The following is a 25,372-nucleotide window of genomic DNA, read 5'->3' as shown; positions in this document are numbered from 1 at the left end:
TTTTTACTAGAAAATCCTGTTTTGGGGTTGACGCTTGGGAAAATGTGTTTCTATAGTGTATAAAAGTGGTTTAAAATACTAAAAAAGTGGAGAATTGTGGGATGGTTAATAACCGACCACAAAAAAGAAACCATGTTTCGCGGAATTAATGCCATCACAATTGACGGGAAAGGCCGTCTTGCAGTACCAACGCGTTATCGAGACGCCTTGGGTGCGCAAGAGAAATCCTCTTTGGTGGTGACCATTGATACAGAAGAGACATGTTTGCTGCTTTATCCAGCAGCGCAGTGGCAGATTATTGAGGATAAGCTGCAAAGCTTGCCTAGTTTTAATGTGGCAGCTCGTCGAATTCAGCGCTTGCTGATTGGACATGCAACGGATGTAGAGCTGGATGGGAATGGCCGTGTGCTTTTACCACCTTTATTACGCGACTATGCCCATCTTGATAAACGAGTTGTGATGATAGGTCAGGGCAATAAGTTTGAAGTTTGGGATGAAATGTTGTGGCAGACCAGACGCGAACAATGGTTGGCTGAAGAAGCTTCCCAAGAGGATGGATTGCCAGATGAGATGAAAACTTTTTCTTTGTAACGGAAATAATTATGATGGCGCACCAATCAGTATTGTTGCGGGAAACAATAGAAGGCTTGGCTATCAAGGCAGACGGCATCTATATTGATGGAACTTTCGGCCGTGGTGGTCATAGTCGCGCTATTTTGCAGCAATTATCTGCAGCAGGGCGTCTAATTGCAATTGATAAAGATCCTGAGGCAATAGAGTACGCTAAACAACATTTTGCTAAGGATAATCGCTTTCATATATATCAAGGCTCATTTGCCAAGCTTGCTTCATTTGCCAAGCAAGCCAATGTTTACGGGCAGGTCAACGGTATTTTGTTGGATTTAGGTGTTTCTTCGCCCCAATTGGATAACCCAGCGCGAGGTTTTAGTTTTATGCAGCAAGGACCTTTAGATATGCGCATGGATTTAGATCAAGAGTTGGATGCTGCTCGATTTGTTAATAAGGCAGAGGCGGATGAAATGGCTGCCATATTCCGAGAATATGGCGAAGAGCGTTTTGCTGGACGCATTGCACGTGCAATTGTGGCTGCGCGTACAGAGTCCCCCATTCAGACTACAGAAGCTTTGGCGGAAATTGTCAAACAAGCTAATCCAAAATGGGAAAAACATAAACATCCTGCAACAAGAGTATTTCAAGCGATACGTATCCATGTGAATCAGGAATTAAGTGATTTGACGGCTTGTCTGGATGAAGCTCTCAATGTTTTAGCGGTTGGCGGGCGTTTGGCAGTGATTAGTTTCCACTCCTTGGAAGATCGTATTGTTAAGCAGTTTATGCGTACTAAAGAGCAAGGTTTGCGCCTGCCACCGGAGGTGCCTGTACGCAATGTGGAGATTCAAACGTGTTTTAAGCGGGTGGGGAAGGCCGTCAAAGCATCTGATGAGGAAGTAAAAGAAAACATCAGGGCACGCAGTGCGGTCTTAAGAATAGGAGAAAAAATAGCATGAATGCCGCAGCCAGAGCGATTAATCAGAGCAATTTTTTTAGTGGACAATTACTAGATATGCGTCTCTCAAAACAGCTTTGTTTCATGTTAACTTTACTATTGGCAGTATTACTGAGTGCCTTGGCTATTATCTATACGACCAATGAGCATCGTATCAGTTTTAGTCAGTTGCAGCATTTAGAGCAGCAAACGCACCAGCTGCAGTTGCAATGGGGACAATTACTTTTGGAGCAAGCAAGTCTTGCAACGCCCGCAAGAGTAGAGGAGCTGGCAATACAGAAATTACAGATGAGATTACCGGCGGATAAAGAAACTTTTGTGTTGCGAATCCAATGAAAACAAATGGTCATCAAGCTCGGCTAGTAGTCGTATCGTTTTTTTTCATCCTGCTACTAGCAGTGCTTGTATGGCGGATGTTGGATTTGACAGTACTTCATCGTCAATTTTTGTTAGGGCAGGGTGAGGCGCGCAGTATTCGTACCATTGATATTCCGGCCTATCGCGGCATGATTACTGATAGACAAGGGAGTCCTCTCGCTGTAAGTACGCCAGTACAATCCGTGTGGGTAAATCCTAAAGTATTTTCACCGAATGCCAAACAATTGGCAGCGTTATCCCGTTTACTGAATGTACCTTCAAAGCGAATCATTGCCAGAGTTAGAAGAGCCAGTTCGCGGGAATTTCTTTATCTACATCGCCAGTTACCGCCGACGCTTGCTAAACAAATTGAGCAACTCAAAATTCCTGGTGTTAATTTTCAACAGGAATTTAAGCGATATTACCCTGAAGCAGAAAGTACCGCACAGTTAATTGGTTTTACTAATATTGACGATGCTGGTCTTGAAGGATTAGAGCTCGCTTATCAGGATTGGTTAATGGGAGTTAACGGCAAGAAGAGGGTTGTAAAAGATCGTACAGGCCAGATTGTTGATGAGTTGGGTGTGCTTAAAGAACCTCGGCCAGGACATGATTTACCTTTGAGTATTGATAAACGTATTCAGTATTTGGCTTACCATGAATTACAGCTAACTCTGGAGAAATTTGCTGCAAAATCGGGTTCTGTGGTGGTTGTTGATGCTCAAAATGGAGAAATACTGGCCGCGGCCAATTACCCGTCATTTAATCCTAATGCACGTGGTCGTTATACGCGTGACAGTTATCGTAATAAAGCGATAACCGATATTTTTGAACCTGGATCCGTGATCAAGCCTTTTAGTATAGCCAGTGCGTTGGGAAGTGGTTTGGTGAAGCCCGAAGATATTATTGATACCCGGCCAAGCTGGATGATAGTACATGGCCATACTATCCGTGATGTACATAATTATGGTGTATTAGATGTAACTGGCGTATTACAGCATTCCAGTAACGTTGGTGTTACCAAAATGATTCTCTTAAGTCCCCCCGAACAACTCATTGGTCTGCTGCAGCGCAGTGGGTTTGGACAACGCACGGAAAGCGGTTATCCCGGAGAAAGTGATGGGGGAATTGTTAAAGCCAAAGATGCGAATCCATTTGTATTAGCAACGCTGGGTTTTGGTTATGGTTTATCTGTAACCGCTTTACAGTTAGCGAAAGGTTATCTTATTTTTGCCAATAAAGGGCGATTGTTACCGGTTACTTTACTACATAATGAAACAACAATCGCTGGTGAACAAGTACTGGATGAGAAAACAGCCAGTCAGGTTCTTGCCATGATGGAGGCAGTGCTTGGCAATGAAGGGACAGGAAAATTGGCTAGAATTCCTGGTTATCGAGTTGCCGGTAAAACAGGAACCGCAAGAATTGCCGGTAAAAATGGCTATGAAGCGAATCGTCACATTGCGAGCTTTGTCGGTATAGCGCCAGTTTCACAACCGCGGCTTGTTGTGGTTGTTGTGATTCACGAACCGACACGGAACAGTTATTATGGCGCGGCTGTTGCAGCCCCACTTTTTGCACAGGTTATGTCTGGGGCTTTACGCATCTTGGAAGTGCCCCCTGATAAAACAACTACGTGAGGTTACCATGAAACTTGCTGAGTTAATGCGTCCTTGGATTACTGAGAATCTACCTGATTGTGACATTCTAGGTATACATAACGATAGCCGGCAAATAAAACATGGGTTTTTATTTTTTGCTTATCCTGGCGCTGCTACTGATGGTAGGTTGTATATTCAACAGGCGATTAAAGCAGGTGCAAAAGCGATTGTTTACGAACCAGATAACTGGCCAAGTAATGGTCAACTTCCAACGCAAGTACCCTGCCTTGCTTTACCAGATCTGGCAAAAAAACTTGCCGCAATTGCCAGCCGATTTTTTGTTGAGCCAACGAAGAAATTAGCGGTAACTGGAGTCACAGGAACAAATGGCAAAACAACCATTGCTTACCAATTAGCTCAGGCTCATACCCTATTGAGTGAAAAAGCGGCTTACATTGGAACCCTGGGGCAAGGTGATGTTACTGCATTGGATTCTTTAGCGAATACAACGCCAGATGCGCTTTGTTTGCAATATCTTTTATACACCTATCAGCAAAAGGGTATAAAGCAAGTGTGTATGGAAGTTTCCTCTCATGCCTTACATCAAAAGCGGGTGGAGGGTATTGATTTTCACCAGGCAATTTTTACTAATCTAAGTCATGATCATCTTGATTATCATGAAACAATGGATGCTTATGCTGCTGCGAAAGCGTTACTCTTCGCCGAGCCAACCCTCAAGTGGGCCATTATTAATCAGGATGATAATTACCAACAAACAATGCGGGCTGCAGTGAGAAAACCTTGCCAAATTATCAGTTACGGCATTAAAGATGAGGCCGATGTGCGCGCTTTGCGTTGGGATGTTAGCTTGGCGGGGACTCGGCTTGAGGTGGCTTCACCTTGGGGACAGCATCAATTAGTGATTAATGCACTTGGTTTTTTTAATATTTATAATGCCCTGGCCGTTTTTACCAGCTTATTGGCAGTTGGCTATGATGTTGAGAAAGTAATCCCTGTGATGGCAGAATTACAACCGGCCCCTGGCCGTATGGAAGTTGTAACGCATGAGCCCTATGCTATCGTTGATTACGCACACACGCCAGATGCGTTGCAAAATGTATTGGCTACTCTAAAAAAAGTAAAAAAAGGTCGTATTATAGTCGTGTTTGGTTGTGGTGGTGATAGAGACAAGAGTAAACGACCGATAATGGGGCGAATTGCCAGTGAATATGCAGATATTGCTATTATCACCAGTGATAATCCGCGTAATGAGGATCCTTGGGCTATCATTGATGCCATTGATGCCGGAATAATTTCCAAAGCTAATTTGTATAAAATTTCCGATCGAGAAGAAGCGATTACCAAAGCGCTTAATTTGGCACATAAAGATGATATTATTCTTATTGCGGGCAAAGGTCATGAAGCCTATCAGCAAATTGGCAATGTGCGGCATGCCTTTTCTGATCAAGCGGTGATAAGGCGTTTGAAGGCTAAACAACAAGTAAATTAAAAGCTAAATCAACACCTATCAAATTGTTAGAGCAAGCTTGGGTACTACAGCCAAATTAGTTTCGGCTTGACTTCAGTACCCCATCAATAGTGTGGCGACCACGATAAGCAATTCCACTGGGAGAGTAAAAAAATCTGTGACGAACACTCATGGAGTATCGTTTATTAAATTTTGTCCATGAGTCCCGAACGGATCCATGTTTAAACATGGCAATGCCGATCATAATAAGATAGGGACCAAGCACTTTGCCTAAATTATAGAGCCCTACTAAAACAGAAGATCTCCTTCAGGTAATAATCGACTGTTGCTTAACGAGTATTATTAAACCCAAGGATATTACGTGTTTGCTGGTTTACTAATTGTGCGTTATAGACACAGAAATCATGACGATTTTTATGTGCTTTGCGCAGTTCGGTAAACGTTGCAGCAAGATTGCTGGAATTCTTTAACAAGTTTGTCTCAACAACAGGATTAAAAAGCGATAAAACACAATCCTGCCAACTCTGCGTTTCAGGCAAGGGAGGTAAGTTTGCAGTGGTTGCCAAAAAACTACCCATTGTAGGAGGAGAAAGGTCGTAGCAAGTATGCAATTTCTGACTTAGGATGAATACAGCAGCATACTTGGCTTCAATGCTATGGCCCGCAATGTGAGGGGTGCATAACCTGGAAAAATTAACAATCTCTGGGTTAATAAAAGGTTCATTATTATAAACATCAGTACAATAGATAACTGACGGAGTTTGAAGAAGGGCTTTTTCGTCGATGATACCACCGCGCGAGGCATTGATGATGACACAACCTGGTTTTAATCGTTTAAGCAGTGCTGCATTGATAAGATTCCGGCTGGGATAAGGGGGCTCCTCGTGCAAACTGGCATGGACACAGATTAGATCACAATCAGCGAGTTCGGTCAAAGTAATACTGTAGAAATTGGTGTCGCGTTTGCTTTTGGGTGGATCATAGCAAAGGACTTCCATGTTGGCTGCTGCCAAGCGTTCTTTTACTTTTGAGCCAACTTCACCTACACCAATAAGACCAGCCTTCGTACCTTGAAATGAATGATCCCTCTGCAAATAGGCGAGTGTGGCAATAACATAATCAGCCACTGCAACAGCATTGCTGCCTTTTGCATCCAAGAGCGTAATGGCATGCATTTTTAAATAAGCACTATCGATATGGTCAGTGCCGCTACTGGCTGTTGCAACATAGCGCAGTGAATGTCCTTTTAGTAACTGCTCATTAACTTTCAGTGTGGCGCGGCATAAGAGAATATCTTGTCCACTGAGAAGTTCGGCTATATTTTCACCCTCTTTGTAGACAGTTAATTCAAAGGGTTGTGGGAAGGCTTGGACTAAACCCGGTATAGTTGCATCAGCGAGAATTTTCATAAATTAAATAAAAAACGAATAGTTGCCAGTGACCAGCTAATGGCAGGATTGAGTAACCAGCCCAAAATACCGCTAAATAACAGTGCTAATAAAATAAAAAAACCAAAGGGTTCTATTTTCTCATAAATTAAAGCTTGCCTGATTGGTAAAAGACAAGCAACAACACGCCCGCCATCGAGAGGTGGAATGGGTATCAAATTAAAATAAGCGAGAAGCAAATTGATAAGTATTCCTGCTCGCGACGTGAGCAATAAAAACAAAGCAATATTAGACGAGTTAGGATCCAGCATGGTGGCTAGTTTGAGGCAGCACGCCCATAAAAAAGCCATTATGAGATTTGAAAGTGGGCCTGCAGCACTCACTAATACCATATCACGGCGTGGATTGCGCAATTGCGAGCTGTTAATAGGTACAGGTTTGGCCCAACCGAACACAAAACCACTTAATATCAAAGTAATAACAGGGACAATTATCGTGCCAATGAGGTCAATGTGACGCAGTGGGTTAACGCTTAAACGCCCAAGCATCTTAGCGGTTTTATCGCCGAAATAATTAGCAACCAAGGCGTGTGCTGCCTCATGAAGGGTTATGGCAAATAAAACTGGAAGTATCCAGGTGACTATCTGTTGGATGGTTGTTAATTCAAGCATGAGTATAGAAATTTACTCCATTATGAGCGTGCGTCATTCTAACGGATAGTTAGTGATTTGCTCAAGCCAATGCTGTACCGAGTAGTTGAGTTTACGTTTAGAATAGTTGCTGGCCTGTCTTGGGTATTCGGGATCATAATTTCTGGGCAATGACTAGGTACGATGGACAGGGCCGTGTTGCTCTTATATCATGTCATGTCAAATTGGGGCGATGAGCAAATGCCTTGGATAAACTTAATAGTTATTTATTACTAGGATTTTTTTCTTTATTAATTTTCATGCCTGGTATCGCAAAAATGCCTGTAATTGATAGGGATGAAGCACATTTTGCCCAGGCAAGCCGACAAATGATACAAACCGGCCAATACTTTCAAATTCGTTTTCAAGAGAAAACCCGTTTTCAGAAACCACCTGGAATAAATTGGCTGCAGGCAGGTAGTGTAAATTTATTCTCTAGCGCCCAGTCTACAAGTATCTGGCCTTACCGCATACCGTCCTTGTTAGGTGCATTATTCTCTGTATTGCTGACCTATTTTTTCTCTCGCCGTTTTGTTAGTCGGCGCACAGCCGGATTAGCCACAGCGCTATTTGCCTCTGCACTATTGCTCGTTGTAGAAGCCCATATGGCGGTGATTGATACTTCTTTATTGTTTTCTGTGTTGTTAATGCAGGGTGCCTTGTGGGTTATTTATCAAAAAGCCATCGATAAACAACCTGTTCATTGGGGATGGGCCGGTTGCTTCTGGTTGGCTATGACTTATGGTTTAGTGCTAAAGGGTGTGACACCGTTAGTTGGGGGCTTATCTGTTGCAACACTCTGTATTATTGAACGACGGATGGATTGGCTTCGCGGGCTGCGTATTTATCGTGGTTTATTATTGTTTACCTTAGTTAGCTTCGCCTGGGTTCTGATGGTTAATGCCGCAGAAAACAGTAATTATTTACTACAAATGATTCATAAGGATTTATTACCTAAATTACAAGGTGGGCATGAATCACATGGTAAGCCGCCCTTATTTCATCTAGTCATTTTACCGTTAACATTTTGGCCGGCTTCTCTGTTTTTATGGCAAGGTGGAACTTATGCTGTTCGTAATCGCCACAATAAAGTAGTTAAATTTCTGTTAGCTTGGCTTTTGCCCACCTGGATTTTTTTCGAATTGATGCCAACCAAATTACCTCAATATGTGTTACCCACATTTCCCGCTATTGCATTATTATGTGCTTTGGCTATTGAAAAAACTGAGAAAATAAAACTGCCGGGGCGTTGGTTGCATTTCTTGCAGATTCTATGGGGATTTTTATCCCTGGGGTTTGCTTTTAGTTTAGCTCTCTTGCCTTACCTGGTGATGCAACAGATTCCTGTTATTAGCTGTATTCTGTTTGCTGGATTGTCTGGTATGACAATTATTTGTGTTTATTTTGCTTGGCAGGGTGCTTATTATCGTGCCAGTATAGCGGTACTTATTTCGGCTTTGGTTGCCTATCCACTCATTTTTACAGAATTATTACCTTCCCTGGAGCCTCTTTGGCTAACAAAAAATGTGGTGGAACTGATTGATAGGAAGCAAATTTCATCTGCCAAGCCTTTACTGGTAGTGGGTTTTGAAGAGCCCAGTTTAGTGTTTAATTTAAACACTAATTTGGTGAAATTTACTGATAGCGAGATGGCAGAGAAAGCGTTGCAACAAGACTCGTCTCGGTTGGCTTTAATCGAACCGGCTCTGTTTGCCAAATGGATAAATAACCGTAGGAGCTATGCTATTATGGCCTATACGAAAGGTTATAATTACACCAAAGGCCGTTGGGTAGAGCTTTTTTTAATTAGACAAGAAAATATGGGAGAAAAACAGTATGTCGCCCTTTGATCGTTTGTTGGCTGTAATGACTAAGCCCTGGGTCGCGATGCTCTATATTGGTTTCGTTGTTTTGTCCTTTTTGTATCTTGATAAACCTATTGCCCAATATTTTTATTCAATTGATTTAAAAGAAAATTTGCCGTTATTGACTTGGTTAACAAAACTGGGTTTAGGTTTGATCTATATGGTTGGATTTTTTGTTCTTGCACTTTTTTTCCGCTATATACGGCAAAATAGCGAGTGGGAGGCGCGCGCCTGGTTTTTATTTATGTGCGTTACCATACCTGGAGTCATTTGCGTATTTTTGAAGGCATTATTAGGACGAGCCAGACCAGATATGTGGTTTGACGAGCAGTTGTACGGTTTTTTTGGTTTTAAAACCAATGCCTATTTTTGGTCCTTTCCATCTGGACATACAACCACAGTTATAGGTGCAGCCTTGGGCTTAAGTATTCTGTTCCCACGTTATTTTTATGCCTTTATTTTGGCTGGTTTAACCATTGCGTTTTCCCGCGTTTTTCTTACCCATCATTATCTCAGTGATGTTTTGACGGCGGGTTACCTCACTTTATTAGAAGTTGGGATCTTGCTGTGTATTTTGCGACGCAAATCATGGCTGGCTCCGGCTTGGGGACATACGGTACAATAAAAATTTTCTGATTTTAAGGTGAACTGAAATGGCTTCTATGCAGGTTGCTTTGTCGATTATTATTCCTGTTTATAATGAGGTCGATAATGTTGAACCATTATATGAGGAAATTGTAGCGACGCTTTCAGCGACAGACTTTCTTTACGAAGTCATTTTTGTTGATGATGGCAGTAGGGATGGTACGATAGAAAAACTTGATTCGTTATCACAACGTTACAGTAATTGTCGTGTTGTTTATCATAAGCGAAATTTTGGGCAGAGTGCGGCTTTTTTGAGTGGCGCCCAAGCAGCTCGATATGCTTTGTTAGTTACGTTGGATGGTGATGGACAGAATGATCCTGCCGATATTCCGCGACTTGTGGAACAAGTACAAGATTTTCGTACAGTAGTTTTAGGCAACCGTAAAAAAAGGGATGATAATTACTTAAGAAAATTATCTTCGCGTATCGGTAATGGTGTACGGCAGCGTTTCCTTGATGATGGCTGCCCTGACACAGGGTGCAGTTTAAAACTGTTTCCTCGAGAAGCTTTTTTAGCTTTACCTCATTTTAACCATTTGCATCGCTTTTTACCGGCTTTGTTTAAAAGAGCTGGATTTAAATTAGTTAATTTACCCGTGAATCATAGACCGCGCCGCCACGGCGTATCTAAATATGGTGTTATGAATCGACTATTTGTTGGTATTCATGATTTAATTGGCGTGCGCTGGTTATTAAAGCGTCCTTGTGCCCCGGAGGTTTCTACACATGAACGGTGATTATCTGTGGCTCACTATTGGTTTTATTGGTCAGGGAATTTTTTCTGCACGTTTTGTCGTACAGTGGCTGATTAGTGAAAAAGTGAAGCGAAGTGTTATTCCTGTCGCTTTTTGGTATTTGAGTTTATTGGGTGGTTTAACATTATTGGTCTATTCGATTTATAAACAGGATCCTGTCTTTATATTAGGACAATCGACCGGTGTTTTTATCTACGCACGCAACCTTTATTTAATTCAGAGAGAGCGTTCTTCCAGGATGACAAAGAAACTAAAACAGGTATCGTAGTCTTTGTCGCTTCTTCCGCTAGGTAACATAATAAGTTCGTCCAGTTACGATTAAGCTGTTTCCAGGATTTTCCACCCAATTTATTGCTTTCGACGGAGGTGGCATTAAGGTATTTACCCACACAGGTAATTGCGGGCTTTGCCAAACAAGGAGTAGCTTACCTTTAGGTAAAGAAAACGGAGAGGCAGGATGCAGATACCAGCCATTTTTAATGCCGAGTTTCAACATGAGATTTCCTAATAACCAATAGGAGTCAGAGACAATGTAATCCACCTTGAAGCGATCTGCTTTGATTGCTTGTACTGTTTCATTGACAGGAAATTGATTGTATTTATTATGTTCTGAGTGACCGCGATTAATTAGGATACCAAAGAAAATGAGTTGGACTAATAAACAAATTACGGCAAAAGAGCGTATTTTGGTGGTTAACTCAGGTTTTAGTTGCACTTGGCTGAAGATACACAGTGGGCATAAAAATAGGATTGGAATAAGCCAGCGTGTTGCAAAATTACTAATACCCGCAAAAAAAATAATTGAAGCAAGCAAGGGTAAACTAATTAAATGGTAACGTAGAAGTAAATAATTCCTGGCAGTTTGACGTAGTTGCCAATGCTTGAATGGAAAAAAAATAGTTGTAAAGAGCAAGACTGGAGAAGCAAAAAACAGGATTGCTTTACCGAATTCTATAAGGCCAAACGAAGATTGCTTATTGTCAGGCATTAACTTGGATCGGGCATGTAAGCCAATACCAGGGTGTTCAGACAGCCAAAAAATATAAGGACTTGCAAGAGCAAGGGCTGCCACTAAGGTTAATAGCATACCTGGATGGATTAATTTAATACGGTAATTATCAATGGAAATTGCACTCAGCAATAAGATAGAAAGAAACAAAAGATAATTAAATTTGGAAAGAAATCCTATGCCGATAATAAGACCAAAAATTAGATACCAAACTGTTTTGGGCAGGCGTGAAGGTGCGATGAACCAATACCAGGTAAGGCAGGCGGCAAATAAGACCAAGACTGAATGGGTATTGTCTTTTATCAGATCAAGACTAATAGCCGGTATCAGTGCCCAAGCTAAGGTAGTACACCAGGCCAAGGTATTATTCGGGCAATGTAAGCGACAAATTTGATGAAAATAGTAAAAACAGCCAAATAAAAGACTGCACTTTAATAAAACAAGACTTAATAAATTAAAACCAACTAGCTTGAAAAAAAGATATTGCAGCCAGGAATAAAAAGGAGGCTGATCAGGATATCCTGGTAAGAGTTGTTGCGCCACAATGACTTGCTCTGCTTCATCTAATTCAAGTGAGTTGCCACGCAAGAAAAGTCGAATGAACAGAATAAGAAGAGTAAGAAAAAAAAGAATAACTGCTGGTCGCTCAAGCCAATAAGAAGATTTCCTCATCGTTTAGACCATCTTGATTGCTTAAAATGATTAAGTATAACGTATGAGAGAAATTCCATGCTATTTATTCGAGAAAAAGTTAATTCTTGATAATTTGTTATTCTTGATGATTTTATCGATAATGCAAGCATTTAGTTTGTGAGACAATAGGGTATGCAGGCCTGGCATCTACTGTTTGTTGGGGGAGTTTGGTCACGAAATTATTTGTACTTCTATTGACCGTAATTGTTTCAGTTAACTGAAGAAGCTAGTGCTTAATTAATTTAATGTTTCCATTCATGGATAAAGCATCTCCCAGGAGGTATTAATGATGCCAATAAAAAAAGCTGTTTTTCCTGTAGCAGGTTTAGGATCCCGGTTTTTACCAGCGACTAAGGCAAATCCTAAAGAAATGCTGCCTGTAGTAGATAAGCCGTTGATTCAATATGCTGTTGAGGAAGCTGTGCGTGCTGGCATTAATCATATGATTTTTATTACTAGTTCAAGTAAACGCGCAATTGAAGATCATTTTGATCATCATTTTGAATTAGAAATGCGGTTGAAAGAACAAGGCAAAGAAGCTTTACTTGAGGTAGTAAAAAATATTTCGCCACCAGGTATACAGTTTACGTATGTCAGGCAGAATCAGCCTTTAGGTCTGGGGCATGCAGTACTGTGCGCTGAGCACATAGTGGGAGAGGAGCCTTTTGCTATTTTGTTGGCAGATGATCTGATAGACGATTCCAAATTACCTTGTCTTTCTGCGATGGTTAATTATTTTCATAAAGATGGTCATTCAGTGATGGCAGTTCAACCAGTACCTTGGCATGATGTTCATCAATATGGTGTGGCTCGCGTTGAGGATGCTGGCGCAAATTATTCTCCGATTGTGACGATTGTTGAGAAACCAAAGACAGAGTCTGCTCCCTCTAATCTTGCTGCTGTAGGGCGTTATATTTTTACTCCAGCAATTTTTTCCTGCCTGAAGCAAATATCGCCTGATCATCGCGGGGAAATTCAATTAACTGATGGTATTCAACGGTTGTTAGCTGAGCAAAAAGTCCAGGCTTACCAATTTCATGGCAAACGTTATGATTGTGGTTCAAAACTAGGTTATTTGCAGGCCACAGTGGAATTAAGCAGGCTACATCCAGAGATTGGAGAAGCCTTTAATGATTATTTAGAGTCTTTAAACGAATGTTAAGCAAAGTTCTAACTTGAACTTAAGCCACTATCTCTGGCAAGATGCTGACTGATTTGATATTCCAGTGAGGAACTATGAAAACTCTCGTTGCAGTGAAGCGTGTGATAGACCCTTATGTAAAAGTCCGAGTCAAGTCGGATAACAGTGGGGTAGAAACACAAAATGTCAAAATGTCCATGAATCCTTTTGATGAGATAGCAATAGAAGAAGCAGTTCGATTGCAAGAGCAAAAACATGTAACGGAAATAGTAGCTGTCTCAATAGGTACTGATGCGAGCCAGGAGACTTTACGTCATGCTTTAGCTCTTGGTGCTGATCGCGCAATTCTGATTCGTAGTGAGAAACATCTTTGTAGTCTTAATATTGCCAAGATTCTGCAAAAAATCACACTGGATGAAAAACCCGATTTGATTTTAATGGGTAAACAATCCATTGATGGTGATAATAATCAAACACCGCAAATGCTTGCTGCTTTACTCAATTGGCCACAAGCGACCTTCGCATCAAAACTTAATATAAATGGCCGAGCTGTAGAAGTCACACGTGAAATTGACGGCGGTTTGGAAACTTTGGCAATGGATCTTCCCGTAATAGTCAGTACCGATTTGCGTTTGAACGAGCCACGTTATGCCAGTTTGCCTAATATTATGAAAGCAAAGCGTAAGCCCCTTGACATCATCGAACTTGATTCTATGGGATTAAATTTGAAAGAGCATATTCAAGTGCTGACTGTGACTAGCCCGGCAGCTCGCTCTGGTGGGGTTAAACTAAATTCCATTGAAGAGTTACTCAATAAATTACAACATGAAGCCAAAGTGCTTTAACAAGGAGGAGCTATGAGCACTTTAGTAATCGTTGAACATGATAATAAAATGATGCATCCGGCAACACGTAATACGGTTGCTGCTGCCCTACAACTAAAAGAAAATCCAGTCTTACTGGTTGTTGGCCATCAATGTCAAACAGTCGCTGAACAGGCTGCAACAATAGCAGGTGTTCATGCAGTCTGGTTAGTTGACAGTGCTGTTTATGCTCATCCATTAGCGGAAAATATGAGTGAATTAGTCATTGGGATGGCTTCATCATTTTCTGCAATCCTGGCGCCAGCTTCTACCTTTGGTAAAAATATAGCACCGCGTATTGCTGCCAAACTTGATGTAGCACAGATTTCTGATGTAAGTCGCGTAATTGATCAAAATACGTTTGAGCATCCCATTTACGCAGGGAATGCAATTGAAACAGTCCGTGTTTTAGATAGTATAAAAGTACTGACTATTCGTACCACGGCTTTTGACAGTATCAATGCAGAGCAATCACCCTGTTGCATAGAACATATTGATAAGATAATTCAATCCACGACTAGCAAATTTGTTCGACATGAATTAAGCCGTTCAGAGCGACCTGATCTAGGTAGCGCCAAAATTGTTGTTTCGGGTGGGCGTGGTTTGCAGAGTGCAGAAAAATTTAAGTTAGTTGAAGAACTTGCTGATGCATTAGGCGCAGCGGTTGGTGCCTCCAGGGCAGCAGTAGATGCAGGTTTTGTCCCTAATGATTATCAAGTTGGTCAAACAGGGAAGGTAGTTGCGCCTACTCTATATCTGGCTATTGGGATTTCAGGGGCTGTGCAACATCTTGCTGGTATGAAAGACTCCAAAGTTATCGTTGCTATTAACAAGGATGAAGATGCGCCAATTTTCCAAATTGCTAATTATGGATTGGTTGGGGATTTATTTGAATTAGTACCACAACTCATTGAGCAATTAAAGAAGAGAGCCTGAGAGTCCCCCAGGGGCTGATGTTGTGGAGAATAGTCCTGCTATCTGCGTTTGGGAGTTGGCTTATCTTGCGTTGGTAGCTCCAGGAGTTTATCTGCTCGGATCAAATTTAAGCAACAATAGAAGGAAAGAGCTATGTTTGTTGGCGTACCAAAAGAAATTAAACCACAGGAAAATCGTGTAGGACTTGTTCCTGGTAGTGTTAAAGAAATCGTGCGTACTGGCAGTACCGTCTTGGTGGAAAAAGGGGCTGGTTTAGGAATTGGTATCAGCGATGAGCAATATCATGCAGCCGGTGCTGAAATTGTCGCTACGGCAGACGAGGTATTTGAGCGAGCAGAATTGATTGTTAAGGTTAAAGAGCCGCAGCCTGTCGAGTGCCGACGTTTACGCGAAGGACAGACCTTATTTACCTATTTGCATTTAGCCCCTGATCCGCAGCAAACGCGATTACTTAAAGAATCTGGCGCCACCGCAATTGCCTATGAAACGGTGACTCAAAATGATGGTGGTTTACCCCTGTTAACCCCTATGTCACAGGTTGCCGGTCGCATGTCGATTCAGGCGGGTGCTCATTGTCTTGAAATGGCTCAAGGTGGAAGTGGCGTCCTATTAGGCGGGGTACCAGGCGTTGCTCCTGCGAATGTTGTTGTAATTGGCGGTGGTGTAGTAGGGTCGAATGCGGTGAGAATGGCAATGGGCATGGAAGCACGTGTAACCGTAATAGATAAATCCTTATCTCGTCTACATGAACTTGATTTTCAATTTGGTTCAAAATTAAATACTATTTATTCCACTGTGGAAGCTTTAGAACATTATGTTGCTGAGGCTGATTTGGTAATAGGCGCTGTCCTTGTTCCCGGAGCTTCCGCACCCAAATTAGTAACCCGTACCATGTTAAAAACAATGCGCCCGGGATCAGTGGTAGTGGATGTAGCAATTGACCAGGGTGGATGTTTTGAAACAAGTCGTCCAACCACTCACCATGAGCCTACCTATATGGTAGAAGATGTGGTGCATTACTGTGTAGCTAATATGCCTGGAGCTGTGCCACGAACCTCAACATTTGCTTTAAATAACGCAACCCTGCCTTTTGTCATGAGTTTAGTGACTAAGGGTGTGAAATTAGCACTATTAAGTGATGGTCATTTGTTAAATGGTCTTAATGTGCATAGAGGCATGATCACTTATGAAGCAGTGGCTCGTGAGCTTGGGTATGAGTATGTCGCTGCTACTGATGCGTTGGCAGGCTAACACTGGAGGACTGCTTACATGTCTACTATCTTGGTGCTTATGGCTTGATTTTCTGCGCTTCGCTGCTCACATACTAGGTGTATGCTCCGCTGCGATGCTCGACCATCAAGCCATAAGCACTCAAGCTAGCGACATGTAAACAGTCCTCAATTATTTCTACTCTCTTGGTGATAGTAACTTGAAGCGCTTCGCTGCTCACATACTAGGTGTATGCTCCGCTGCGAGGCTCGACTATCAAGCCATAAGCACTCAAGCTAGCGACATGTAAACAGTCCTCAATTATTTCTACTCTCTTGGTGATAGTAACTTGAAGCGCTTCACTGCTCACATACTAGGTGTATGCTCCGCTGCGATGCTCGACCATCAAGCCATAAGCACTCAAGCTAGCGACATGTAAACAGTCCTCAATTATTTCTACTCTCTTGGTGATAGTAACTTGAAGCGCTTCACTGCTCACATACTAGGTGTATGCTCCGCTGCGAGGCTCGACTATCAAGCCATAAGCACTCAAGCTAGCGATATGTAAACAGTCCTCAATTATTTCTACTCTCTTGGTGATAGTAACTTGAAGCGCTTCACTGCTCACATACTAGGTGTATGCTCCGCTGCGAGGCTCGACTATCAAGCCATAAGCACTCAAGCTAGCGACTGTAAACAGTCCTCAATTATTTCTACCCTCTTGGTGATAGTAACTTGAAGCGCTTCACTGCTCACATACTAGGTGTATGCTCCGCTGCGAGGCTCGACTATCAAGCCATAAGCACTCAAGCTAGCGACATCTAAACAGTCCTCAATTATTTCTACCCTCTTGGTGATAGTAAATTGATTTCCTGCGCTTACTGCTCACACATGAATCCCGGGTTTCGGAGCGACAAATTATGGTTTATTTTGTAGCCTGGATGAAAGACGAAGGCTGTAATCCGGGATTAAGCTGAAGCAATCCAGGGTAAATCTATCTTTCTGGATTGCTTTGCCAAGAGGCCTCGCAAAGACGAAGTACACACCCCGTGAATGTTTATAGGGGCTTCCAAGTCTGGTCGCATTTTTTAATAGCCACTACTAAAATAAATTCTCTTGTTCTTGTTCTTGATTATCTGGGCCTGCATCTGGCGAGGCTGTTATGGAGTTCGAAGGCGTAGAATCCTCCGCTCCAGGTACCTCATGTTCACGAAAATATTCAACAATGGCATTGGGTTGGTTATTTTTTGCCAGTAAGCCCGTTTTGGGATCAATACGAACAGCGACAATATTTGGTGGCTGGGGTAATTCCCGCTCCGGCATGTTGGCCAAGGCGACCTTCATAAAATCAATCCATAGTGGCAGAGCAAGGTTTGCAGCGTATTCGTGCAAGGACTGAGGATTGTCAAATCCAACCCAGGTAGTAACAACCAGTTCCGTATTAAAACCAGCAAACCAGGCATCGACTTGATCATTGGTTGTTCCTGTTTTGCCTGCAATGTCCTGGCGATTTAATACTTTCGCTGCCCGAGCAGTACCTTGCTGAATGACTCCTTTTAACGCAGTATTCATTAAGAAAGCGACATCAGCCGGAATCACGCGTGGTGCAAGTGTAGCTGGGTCAGCCTTGTTTAGATCGCAATTATTACAAACCACTGAGGGTTTTGCTTGTAGAAGAATTTTGCCGTCATTGTCGGTGATATGATCAATCAAATAAGGTTCGATTTTATAGCCACCGTTAGCAAAAACAGCATAGGCAGCAGTTAAATCCATCGGACTCACCGATAAGCTCCCTAAAGCCAGTGATAAAGCTTTCGGAAGATTTTCTTTGTGAAAACCGAAGTGGGTAATGAAATTAATCGCATAATCAAAACCTATATCATCTAAAACTCGAATAGAGACTAGATTGCGGGAGTGAACCAAGGCATCTTTAAGGCGGGTAGGGCCATTAAAAGTGAGATTCACATTATGCGGGCGCCATAAATTCGCTTGGCTGGGATCATCAACTACTACCGGTGCATCATTAATGAGGGTGGCTAAAGTGTAACCTTTATTTAAAGCAGCTGCATAAATAAAGGGTTTAAAACTTGAGCCGGGTTGTCGCTCAGATTGTGTAGCGCGATTAAACTTGCTTTTCTGGAAATTAAAGCCGCCTACCAAGGCTTCTATGGATCCATTATTCGGGTTTAAGGCGACAAGTGCCGCTTCTGCTTGTGGAATCTGGGTTAAGTACCATTGTTCATTCTGATAACGAACATAGACAATATCACCAACACTAACGACTTGTTGAGCGTTAGTTGGCGATTTACCCATCCAGCCATGTTTGAGTGCTGGTCTTGCCCAGGATAAGCCTTCCCAAGGAATTGTAAAATTTTGACCGTGTCGGGTGGCGGCAGTCGCTTCCTTTTCACCCACTGCTAATATAACTGCAGGTTGCAGCTCATTAACGACCGGGTATTGGGCAAGCAACTTATGTAAGGAATCGGGTGATTGATCATCGACACCACTTATCTTGGCCACGGGACCGCGGTAGCCATGCCGGCGATCGTAGGCGAGTAGTGTGTCGGTAACAGCCTTATTCGCGGCGGTTTGTAGGGGACCCTTGATCGTTGTGTATACTTTATAGCCCTTGGTATACGCTTTAGGACCAAAATGCTCATACAATGATTGACGAATCATTTCGGCAACGTAAGGCGCGCTTACCTCAATATTCGTACTATGGTATTTGGCAGTGATAGGTTGATTAATGGCTTCTTGATACTGTTTTTCATCAATATATTTTTCTTCTAACAAGCGTTCCAGAACATGATCACGTCGCTTTTTAGCAGCAAGCGGGTTAGCGATGGGATTTTGAGTTGATGGGGCTTGAGGCAAACCTGCAATCATGGCTAATTCAGCCAGGTTTAGTTCTTTTAAAGTTTTACCATAATAGACCATTGCTGCTGCACCAACTCCATAGGCGCGATTACCAAGGTATATTTTATTAAGATAGAGCTCCAGAATTTTTTCTTTACTTAATTCACGATCAATTTTAATAGCTAATAAAATCTCATTGAATTTACGTAAAAAGGTTTTTTTACGGGTTAAGAAAAAATTACGGGCTACCTGCATAGTGATTGTACTGCCCCCTTGCGATTTCGTACCGGTTTGAATCATACGAACAGTTGCGCGTCCTAAACCGAAAATGTCGACACCAGGGTGCTCAAAAAAACGCTGATCTTCAGTGGCTAATACGGCACGAACCAGTGTTGGGGGAATTTCTTCGTAAGTAAGTGGTATACGGCGCTTTTCACCATATTCCTGGATCAGTAAGCCATCTTGTGTATAGACTCGCAGAGGGACTTGCAAATGTACAGTTTTCAGAGAGTCCACGTTTGGAAGCTGGCTTTCAAGATAAAGGTAAAGCAGAATTGCACACACTAGAAGGAGAAAACAAAGGCTAGTGAGAGCCCATAAGCCTTTACGCCAGAAATATGCAGGTTTTTTCATGAGATAAATAGATAAACTCGAATTTGCCGATTATAGCGCTATTTAAGGGTGTTTTGCGAATTTTAGTAAAGAAACCTCCTCCTCAAGCTAATTTGAGAAGAAGGTATAGTGATAAATCAGGGAAACTGTGGCGACTCAGTACTTTGTCCCTCTTTTTTAGTTGTTGTTTGAGGGGGGTGAGTTGGCAGGCCTGTCAGGACAGCATTGTGCAGGGCAAAAAATTGAGGGCCAAGAGCCGTCATTCCCATCAGAGGCCGCCCTGTAGTCGCTCTTATCTTACTAGCTGCTGTTAACGTACCATTCTCTTTCACTAGGCGAACGTTGTCCTGCTTCAAACTATCATTGGTTTCTGCCAGGGAGGCATGCTCCTCATGTAAACGGAGATTCTCACTGCGTAGGTTTTCGGCTTCTCGTCGGCTGGCTTCTTCTTGTTTTTGACTTAGTACAAGCGCTTCTTGCAGACGCTTGTTTTCTTCAGCCAACAATTTTTCTCTTTCTTCAAGACTACGAATTTTTTTTTCTAGATCGTCAAATGCATCAGCTTTTTTTTGTAATGCTTCTTTTTCACGCTTAGCCAAAGCTTCGCTTTCGCTAAGACGGGTATTTGCTGCTTTCAATCCGCGATTTTCTTCTTCTAAATGTGGCAGAAGAATAGCATGGTGGTGTTCGTCTATTATGTGATCAAGAAATAATTGAGCATCTTTTAAATTGTCGTCAGGAAATACTGATAATTTTTCTATGTTTTCATGCCAACGTTGAATCACTTGCCCGGAACGGCAGGTTGATGAATATAAGGTACCAGCATCTATAAAGCCAGAAATTTGTACTGTTTTGTCACGATCTTCTTCAATATAGCTTACAGAGAGAGAACTTGTTTTATCAATTTTTAGTAAGCCTTGGGTATGGGTAATTAGAGCCAGTAAATGTGCTTTTATACGTTTGAGCTCAACCTCATCAAGAGGAGTAGATTTATCCACAAGGGGTTTTAGAGTATTTAATTCGTAAAGAAAATAATCAAGTAATGTACGCCTTGTCCCATAGGAAGCAGTTGCGTCCTCGATGAGTTTAGTTATTTCTTTTACTAAATCCCCATGTGATTTTTGAAGTAAGCTCTCTTCGGTTTGTCCCTTTAGCCCTTTAGGGTCGGTATAGTTTAGTACGACGGAAACGAGCGAATTAACTAAATTTTGCAGACGCGACATAGTAACTCCTTTTAGCTGAAATCAGGATGCAGAATTACATCCCAGATCGTCCACTATATTAAAACAATACGATGAGCGCAAGTGTTGGACAAATAGATTAATGGAGGTTACAACGTTTAATTTTAAGGCCAGAAATAAAAAGGATGGGAAATAAAAAATATTCCTTTTTTTAAAGAGTTAGATTAGAATCAGCGTTGCTATTAAGAATTTTTACAGGAAAATAATTTTCTTAATGCAAGTCCATGTTGAGAACGGAATTCACAGGAAAAATGCAAGTGATCAAATGGTTCAACTCCAAACCGAGTTCAATACTCGGAGTCGATGTCAGTTCGACTTCAATCAAAGTGCTCGCAATATCGAATGCTAGAGGAAAATCTCGCGTTGAAGGTTATGGGTATAAATTATTGCCAGTGATTGAAGGCGAAATTAATCCCACGAAGGAAATCGACGCAGTCAGTTCGGGTCTCAGAGAAATATTGTTACAACATAATTTCTTCGACTATATGGCAGTTACGGCATTGCCTGATTCTCTGGTTCTTAGCAAAGTGATTCAACTCAGTGCAAAATTACACCATTCGGAGATAGAGGAAGCTGTCCTTATTGAAGCAGACTATTATGTTGCTCATCCACCTAATGAAATTAGCGTAGATTTCAAAATATTAGGCCATTGCCGAACGAACTCTTCGATGCTTGATGTGTTGATCGTTGTTGCCAAAACTGAACAGGTGACTCGACGTGCAGATGCATTGAAACGCGCCGGCTTGCGGGTAAAAAGTGTTGATGTGGAGTCCGATGCTATCGGGCGAAGTCTGCGATTAATTACCAGGCAACTTTTACTGCAGCAAGGGGAAATAGTCGTTTTAATTAGTATAGGTGTGTCACTCACTCATTTCTTTGTCTCTGATAGTAGTAAAATCCTATTTATACACGAAGAAATTTTGGGTGACCGGCAATTATTTGAATCAGTTCAAAAACACGATGGTCCTTCCTATGAGCATGCCCTGCCTATGGATGCAGGGGTATTTATATTATCCGATGCCTGGGCGCTAAAGATAATTCAGCCGGTTGTGGAAATTTTGTTAATAGGGATGCAAAAAATCCGGCAATTCCTTTCGTCATTGGCTTATCAACCTGTGATTGTCCAAATTTTGTTAGCGGGCAATTGGGCAAGTTTGGCAAAGATTGCGGAAAGGCTGCAAGAAAAAACAACCATTCCAATTCAACTGGCTAATCCTTTGCAATATCTCGTAATTTCAAAAAATTTAAATGCGGAGGTGATCCTGAATACTGGCCCATCACTCATGGTTGCTTGTGGTTTGGCTTTGAGGTAGGGAGGTTGTTATTATTATGAGCGAAATTAACTTGCTGCCTTGGCGAGAAGACAAACGGCGTCGGGAAAGAAAGAGAGCCATTATAACTTTGTCAGGTATAACACTTGGAACAGTGAGTACCATTTTTTCAATGCATCTTTATACCTTATCACTGCTTTCCAAACAGTCACAACACAATCAACAATTAGAAGAAGAAACTACCCGCTTTGCTCGTCAAATACAAGAAATTGATAAATTAGAGGAAGAAAGTAAGCGTTTGATCTCACGCATTATAATTATACGGCACCTGGCTTTGAGCCGTCCTTTACTTGTTCATTTATTTAATGAACTGATTAGAGTTCTGCCTGATGATGTTTACCTGGCCGGAGTAAAAAAGACTAATGACAGCATTAGGTTGATTGGTTATTCGGCAACAAGTCAGGGTGTGGTTAGTTTAATGCGCAATCTAGAAAAAAGCGCTTTGGTTAAAGCGCCAATATTGATTGAAATAAAAAAAAGAAGCGTAGAGAAAATGAACAATAATCATGAATTTACAGTAAATTTTAAGCTAAGGGAACCTCAATGTGTTTACACTTCCTAAAGTAAATAAATTGATAGTGAACAACTTTACGACGGGGCATATTAAACCAAGGATAGTAGAGATAAACCGTTGGTGGATAAGTGTGCTCGCTGTTTTATTAATAGTTTTTGATTATTTTTTTTTTATAAAACAGGGTTTTCAACAATATAGTCAGCTGCAAAGTCAGGAAGTTAGTTTGAAGCGTGAGTTTGAGAAGAGTCAGCAGAGGGCAGCTAGTCTTCAAGAAAGGCGTAAAAATTTAAAGGAGCTGAATAAACAATACAAGGGTTTGCTTACGCAATTTTCGACCTCTAAAGGTCTTAGTATTTTATTGGAAGAATTGTCTAAGGCAGGTGGTGCCAATGGGCTGGTTTTTGCCTTGTTTGCCCCCTTACCAGAGGTAGCAATCAATTTTTACATTGAACTACCCATTAAGATAACTATTCGAGGGCGTTACGAGCAATTAACATTTTTTTTAAAGCAAATTGCCCAGTGGGACAAAATGGTGACTATTAATAAGTTTGAGTTATTACCTGTTTCTGATGAGAAACAAAAAGTTAAGACAGAAATACTGGTAATGAAGCTTGTAGCAACGATCTATAGACCATTATGAAACAAAAAAAGAGGGTAATGACTCTACTCATCGCAATGTCAGTGAGCGCCTGTAATTCCTCTCAGGATGAAGTGTTTTTAAAGTACATCCAACAAGTAAAAAATAGATTGGTTATAGACCATATCGGCAGGATTGAATGTACAAAAGAAACGACGTTGGGATACCCGGTATACCAGCATAGAAAAAGTCCTTTTAAGAAAAAAAGGGCAGCAAGCGATGGAAAACAATCTCGCTCAGCTGATTCTAATGAAGAGTCATTGAAATTTGTAGGATTTCTAAAGAGAAAGAGAAAAAAATGGGCATTATTTGCCCATAAAGATGGTGAAATAACTCATAGAAAATTAGATGATTAACCTGAACATGGCTATGAGAAAATAATTCACATTGAGGAAAAATCGTTAACTTTAGAAAGAGCGATTTCTACCAGAGGAAAACGACAGAAAAATATCATTTATTACCCGTTAAATTAACATAACCAGGAGCATGGATGCATAAAATTATACTGTTTTTTTTCTTATTATACCTGGTTTGTGATTATTCATTTGCTCAAAGCAATCGACTTAATATTCGATACTCAAATAAAAATGGCAAGTTATCTTTACCGCAAAAAAGAGAGTTATTACAGCGTAATAACCACTTCTCTAATCCTGGGGCAGGAAAAGCTGGCTTTGAGAAAAAAAGATATACAGGTAGATCTATTTCTTTAAATTTTCAGAATATTCAAGTACGGTCTGTTCTTCAGTTACTGGCTGAATTTACTGGAATGGATCTGGTAGTCAGTGATAAAGTAAACGGTAATATTACACTTCGTTTAAATGATATTCCCTGGGACCAGGCTTTGGATATTATTCTCGCAACGCGAGCTCTAGGTAAAAGAATTATTGGTAAAGTTATGTTGGTAGCTCCGGTTGAAGAAATAAACGAGTATGAGAAGAGGGAATTGCAGGCCGATATGGGGCTAATAAATTTAGGTCCCATACGATCCGCTTTATTACAGATTCATCATGCAAAGGCAGCTGATATTGCTGCTGTATTACAAGACAAAAATGCGGCGCTTTTGTCTGCCAGGGGTCGATTAGCGGTAGACACAAGAAGCAACACAATCTGGGTAAGGGATAATCGGGCGCAAATAGAAGAGATAAGAAAGCTAGTTAGACAGTTTGATATTCCAGTAAAGCAAGTTCTAATTGAGGCGCGGATTGTTAATGTAACTAAAGATTTTGTTCAAGATTTAGGTTTGCATTTCAGTGCATCGAAACCAATCTGTTTAAATAGTATGTCAGGTTGTACGAAGCAGCTATTAAAAAACGTAGTTTCAGGTGATAAAATCGGATTTGCTGAGCGTTTAAATCTTGATCTTGCAGCCATACCAATCACGACCTCACCTGCTTCAATTGGTATAGCTTTAGCCAAGTTAGATAATGGGGTTCTCCTTGATTTGGAGCTTTCTGCACTTGAAAGTGAGGGACGAGGAGAAATAATATCCAGCCCTCGTCTTCTAACGACGGATCAGCAAGCTGCTTTTATAGAGTCTGGGGAAGAGGTTCCTTATCAGGAGGCGACTTCTAGCGGTGCAACGGTTGTTGCTTTTAAAAAAGCTGTATTAAGCTTGAAGGTAACACCGCAAATTACGCCCGCCAGCAAAATTTTGATGGATTTACAAATCAATCAAAATACGTTGTCGACTAAAGTATTTAATGGTGTACCTGGTATATTGACTAAAGAAGTACATACAAATGTATTGGTTGATAACGGCCAAACTATTGTTTTGGGAGGAATTTACAAGCGAGATAAAAATAACATGGTTAATCGAGTTCCTTTTCTAGGGGGCCTTCCATTGATTGGTGCGTTATTTAAAAATCAATCGACTATGATTAAAAATGAGGAGTTGCTCATTTTCATTACTCCTAGGATAATAAGCAACAACTTGGCGATAACAGCTGGTAAGGAACGGATTACATAGGTTTGTAGGAAGGCTTGGATCAGATAGGTTCGGTAAGCAAGTAGGAA

22 protein-coding genes and 1 pseudogene are annotated in these 25,372 nt (G+C 41.4%); 18 read left to right on the top strand and 5 right to left on the bottom strand.

The window, feature by feature from the left end:
- Positions 1-132: 132 nt before the first annotated feature.
- From mraZ to DYC89_RS09810, 5 genes are read left to right on the top strand one after another with little or no spacing between them, the layout of a single operon-like run.
- Complete coding sequence (mraZ, locus tag DYC89_RS09830; RefSeq protein WP_115222728.1) at positions 133-591, top strand: division/cell wall cluster transcriptional repressor MraZ; 459 nt, start codon at positions 133-135, stop codon at positions 589-591.
- 11 nt (positions 592-602) lie between these two features.
- Positions 603-1,529 (top strand): 16S rRNA (cytosine(1402)-N(4))-methyltransferase RsmH, encoded by a 927-nt coding sequence (gene rsmH, locus DYC89_RS09825; RefSeq protein WP_115221621.1) that lies wholly within the window; start codon positions 603-605, stop codon positions 1,527-1,529.
- On the top strand, positions 1,526-1,864 hold the full coding sequence (gene ftsL / locus DYC89_RS09820) for a cell division protein FtsL (protein ID WP_058447474.1): 339 nt from the start codon (positions 1,526-1,528) through the stop codon (positions 1,862-1,864). The genes rsmH and ftsL overlap by 4 nt, the downstream gene beginning before the upstream one ends.
- Entirely contained in the window at positions 1,861-3,525 is a 1,665-nt protein-coding gene (locus tag DYC89_RS09815; protein ID WP_115221620.1) for a peptidoglycan D,D-transpeptidase FtsI family protein, read from the top strand. Before ftsL ends, DYC89_RS09815 begins: the two co-directional genes overlap by 4 nt.
- A 7-nt stretch (positions 3,526-3,532) precedes the next feature.
- Positions 3,533-4,996, top strand: a complete 1,464-nt coding sequence (locus DYC89_RS09810; RefSeq protein ID WP_115221619.1) for a UDP-N-acetylmuramoyl-L-alanyl-D-glutamate--2,6-diaminopimelate ligase — start codon at positions 3,533-3,535, stop codon at positions 4,994-4,996.
- Between the two features lie 308 nt (positions 4,997-5,304).
- Here DYC89_RS09810 and DYC89_RS09805 read toward each other — a convergent pair whose 3' ends face one another.
- Both DYC89_RS09805 and DYC89_RS09800 read right to left on the bottom strand, forming a co-directional pair.
- Positions 5,305-6,384, bottom strand: coding sequence for a 4-phosphoerythronate dehydrogenase (locus DYC89_RS09805; protein ID WP_115221618.1), 1,080 nt, complete (start codon positions 6,382-6,384; stop codon positions 5,305-5,307).
- Positions 6,381-7,034 carry a site-2 protease family protein gene (locus DYC89_RS09800; RefSeq protein WP_115221617.1) on the bottom strand — a complete coding sequence of 218 codons (654 nt, stop codon included), beginning with the start codon at positions 7,032-7,034 and terminating at the stop codon, positions 6,381-6,383. The genes DYC89_RS09805 and DYC89_RS09800 overlap by 4 nt, the downstream gene beginning before the upstream one ends.
- Before the next feature lie 224 nt (positions 7,035-7,258).
- Here DYC89_RS09800 and DYC89_RS09795 point away from each other — a divergent pair, with 224 nt between their 5' ends.
- The 4 genes from DYC89_RS09795 to DYC89_RS09780 are packed head-to-tail and all read left to right on the top strand — an operon-like array spanning position 7,259 to position 10,585.
- Positions 7,259-8,902 carry an ArnT family glycosyltransferase gene (locus tag DYC89_RS09795; protein WP_115221616.1) on the top strand — a complete coding sequence of 548 codons (1,644 nt, stop codon included), beginning with the start codon at positions 7,259-7,261 and terminating at the stop codon, positions 8,900-8,902.
- The gene (locus tag DYC89_RS09790; RefSeq protein ID WP_228364904.1) at positions 8,889-9,542 is read left to right on the top strand and encodes a phosphatase PAP2 family protein; all 654 of its coding nucleotides are present in this window, start codon (positions 8,889-8,891) and stop codon (positions 9,540-9,542) included. The genes DYC89_RS09795 and DYC89_RS09790 overlap by 14 nt, the downstream gene beginning before the upstream one ends.
- 28 nt (positions 9,543-9,570) lie before the next feature.
- Positions 9,571-10,299: a glycosyltransferase family 2 protein gene (locus DYC89_RS09785; RefSeq protein ID WP_181879368.1), complete on the top strand. Its 729-nt coding sequence runs from the start codon at positions 9,571-9,573 to the stop codon at positions 10,297-10,299.
- Positions 10,289-10,585, top strand: coding sequence for a lipid-A-disaccharide synthase N-terminal domain-containing protein (locus DYC89_RS09780; RefSeq protein WP_115221615.1), 297 nt, complete (start codon positions 10,289-10,291; stop codon positions 10,583-10,585). The genes DYC89_RS09785 and DYC89_RS09780 overlap by 11 nt, the downstream gene beginning before the upstream one ends.
- Before the next feature lie 18 nt (positions 10,586-10,603).
- Here the strand turns inward: DYC89_RS09780 and DYC89_RS09775 are convergent, their stop codons facing one another.
- Entirely contained in the window at positions 10,604-11,998 is a 1,395-nt protein-coding gene (locus DYC89_RS09775) for a glycosyltransferase family 39 protein (RefSeq protein WP_115221614.1), read from the bottom strand.
- A 307-nt stretch (positions 11,999-12,305) separates the two neighbouring features.
- Between DYC89_RS09775 and galU the strand changes: the two genes are divergently transcribed.
- The 4 genes from galU (at position 12,306) to ald (ending at position 16,210) form a co-directional block, all read left to right on the top strand.
- Entirely contained in the window at positions 12,306-13,181 is an 876-nt protein-coding gene (gene galU / locus DYC89_RS09770) for a UTP--glucose-1-phosphate uridylyltransferase GalU (protein ID WP_115221613.1), read from the top strand.
- 74 nt (positions 13,182-13,255) lie between these two features.
- The gene (locus DYC89_RS09765) at positions 13,256-14,005 is read left to right on the top strand and encodes an electron transfer flavoprotein subunit beta/FixA family protein (RefSeq protein ID WP_115221612.1); all 750 of its coding nucleotides are present in this window, start codon (positions 13,256-13,258) and stop codon (positions 14,003-14,005) included.
- Between the two features lie 12 nt (positions 14,006-14,017).
- Entirely contained in the window at positions 14,018-14,959 is a 942-nt protein-coding gene (locus tag DYC89_RS09760; RefSeq protein ID WP_115221611.1) for an electron transfer flavoprotein subunit alpha/FixB family protein, read from the top strand.
- A gap of 132 nt (positions 14,960-15,091) precedes the next feature.
- Complete coding sequence (ald, locus tag DYC89_RS09755; RefSeq protein WP_115221610.1) at positions 15,092-16,210, top strand: alanine dehydrogenase; 1,119 nt, start codon at positions 15,092-15,094, stop codon at positions 16,208-16,210.
- Between the two features lie 1,059 nt (positions 16,211-17,269).
- Here ald and DYC89_RS09750 read toward each other — a convergent pair.
- Together DYC89_RS09750 and DYC89_RS09745 are read right to left on the bottom strand one after the other, a co-directional pair.
- On the bottom strand, positions 17,270-19,657 hold the full coding sequence (locus tag DYC89_RS09750) for a penicillin-binding protein 1A (RefSeq protein WP_115221609.1): 2,388 nt from the start codon (positions 19,655-19,657) through the stop codon (positions 17,270-17,272).
- 116 nt (positions 19,658-19,773) lie between these two features.
- A complete protein-coding gene (locus DYC89_RS09745; protein WP_115221608.1) occupies positions 19,774-20,859 on the bottom strand; it encodes a hypothetical protein in 1,086 nt (361 codons plus the stop codon).
- Between the two features lie 275 nt (positions 20,860-21,134).
- Between DYC89_RS09745 and pilM the strand changes: the two genes are divergently transcribed.
- The 5 genes and pseudogenes from pilM to DYC89_RS09720 form a co-directional block, all read left to right on the top strand.
- Positions 21,135-22,190, top strand: coding sequence for a type IV pilus assembly protein PilM (gene pilM, locus DYC89_RS09740; RefSeq protein ID WP_181879367.1), 1,056 nt, complete (start codon positions 21,135-21,137; stop codon positions 22,188-22,190).
- A gap of 16 nt (positions 22,191-22,206) precedes the next feature.
- Complete coding sequence (locus DYC89_RS09735; protein ID WP_115221606.1) at positions 22,207-22,770, top strand: PilN domain-containing protein; 564 nt, start codon at positions 22,207-22,209, stop codon at positions 22,768-22,770.
- Positions 22,754-23,362, top strand: a complete 609-nt coding sequence (locus DYC89_RS09730) for a type 4a pilus biogenesis protein PilO (protein ID WP_115221605.1) — start codon at positions 22,754-22,756, stop codon at positions 23,360-23,362. Before DYC89_RS09735 ends, DYC89_RS09730 begins: the two co-directional genes overlap by 17 nt.
- Entirely contained in the window at positions 23,359-23,715 is a 357-nt protein-coding gene (locus DYC89_RS09725; RefSeq protein ID WP_115221604.1) for a hypothetical protein, read from the top strand. Before DYC89_RS09730 ends, DYC89_RS09725 begins: the two co-directional genes overlap by 4 nt.
- Before the next feature lie 332 nt (positions 23,716-24,047).
- Positions 24,048-25,325, top strand: a pseudogene (locus tag DYC89_RS09720) (type IV pilus secretin PilQ); the annotation flags it as partial.
- Positions 25,326-25,372 lie beyond the last annotated feature (47 nt).

The sequence above is a fragment of the Legionella donaldsonii genome, assembly GCF_900452385.1.
GTDB lineage: Bacteria > Pseudomonadota > Gammaproteobacteria > Legionellales > Legionellaceae > Tatlockia > Tatlockia donaldsonii.
Note: the sequence above shows the minus strand (reverse complement) of the source record. Positions and strands in the feature narration are given on the sequence as shown.

Excerpts from the sequence above, each read along its gene's own strand:
- mraZ (WP_115222728.1), top strand. The coding sequence starts at position 133 with ATGTTTCGCGGAATTAATGCCATCACAATTGACGGGAAAGGCCGTCTT.
- DYC89_RS09780 (WP_115221615.1), top strand. The coding sequence starts at position 10,289 with ATGAACGGTGATTATCTGTGGCTCACTATTGGTTTTATTGGTCAGGGA.
- DYC89_RS09745 (WP_115221608.1), bottom strand. The coding sequence starts at position 20,859 with ATGTCGCGTCTGCAAAATTTAGTTAATTCGCTCGTTTCCGTCGTACTA.
- DYC89_RS09785 (WP_181879368.1), top strand. The coding sequence starts at position 9,571 with ATGGCTTCTATGCAGGTTGCTTTGTCGATTATTATTCCTGTTTATAAT.
- DYC89_RS09805 (WP_115221618.1), bottom strand. The coding sequence starts at position 6,384 with ATGAAAATTCTCGCTGATGCAACTATACCGGGTTTAGTCCAAGCCTTC.
- galU (WP_115221613.1), top strand. The coding sequence starts at position 12,306 with ATGATGCCAATAAAAAAAGCTGTTTTTCCTGTAGCAGGTTTAGGATCC.
- ald (WP_115221610.1), top strand. The coding sequence starts at position 15,092 with ATGTTTGTTGGCGTACCAAAAGAAATTAAACCACAGGAAAATCGTGTA.
- DYC89_RS09760 (WP_115221611.1), top strand. The coding sequence starts at position 14,018 with ATGAGCACTTTAGTAATCGTTGAACATGATAATAAAATGATGCATCCG.
- DYC89_RS09790 (WP_228364904.1), top strand. The coding sequence starts at position 8,889 with ATGTCGCCCTTTGATCGTTTGTTGGCTGTAATGACTAAGCCCTGGGTC.
- DYC89_RS09815 (WP_115221620.1), top strand. The coding sequence starts at position 1,861 with ATGAAAACAAATGGTCATCAAGCTCGGCTAGTAGTCGTATCGTTTTTT.
- DYC89_RS09750 (WP_115221609.1), bottom strand. The coding sequence starts at position 19,657 with ATGAAAAAACCTGCATATTTCTGGCGTAAAGGCTTATGGGCTCTCACT.
- DYC89_RS09765 (WP_115221612.1), top strand. The coding sequence starts at position 13,256 with ATGAAAACTCTCGTTGCAGTGAAGCGTGTGATAGACCCTTATGTAAAA.
- ftsL (WP_058447474.1), top strand. The coding sequence starts at position 1,526 with ATGAATGCCGCAGCCAGAGCGATTAATCAGAGCAATTTTTTTAGTGGA.
- DYC89_RS09725 (WP_115221604.1), top strand. The coding sequence starts at position 23,359 with ATGAAACAAAAAAAGAGGGTAATGACTCTACTCATCGCAATGTCAGTG.
- DYC89_RS09775 (WP_115221614.1), bottom strand. The coding sequence starts at position 11,998 with ATGAGGAAATCTTCTTATTGGCTTGAGCGACCAGCAGTTATTCTTTTT.
- DYC89_RS09810 (WP_115221619.1), top strand. The coding sequence starts at position 3,533 with ATGAAACTTGCTGAGTTAATGCGTCCTTGGATTACTGAGAATCTACCT.
- rsmH (WP_115221621.1), top strand. The coding sequence starts at position 603 with ATGATGGCGCACCAATCAGTATTGTTGCGGGAAACAATAGAAGGCTTG.
- DYC89_RS09800 (WP_115221617.1), bottom strand. The coding sequence starts at position 7,034 with ATGCTTGAATTAACAACCATCCAACAGATAGTCACCTGGATACTTCCA.
- DYC89_RS09735 (WP_115221606.1), top strand. The coding sequence starts at position 22,207 with ATGAGCGAAATTAACTTGCTGCCTTGGCGAGAAGACAAACGGCGTCGG.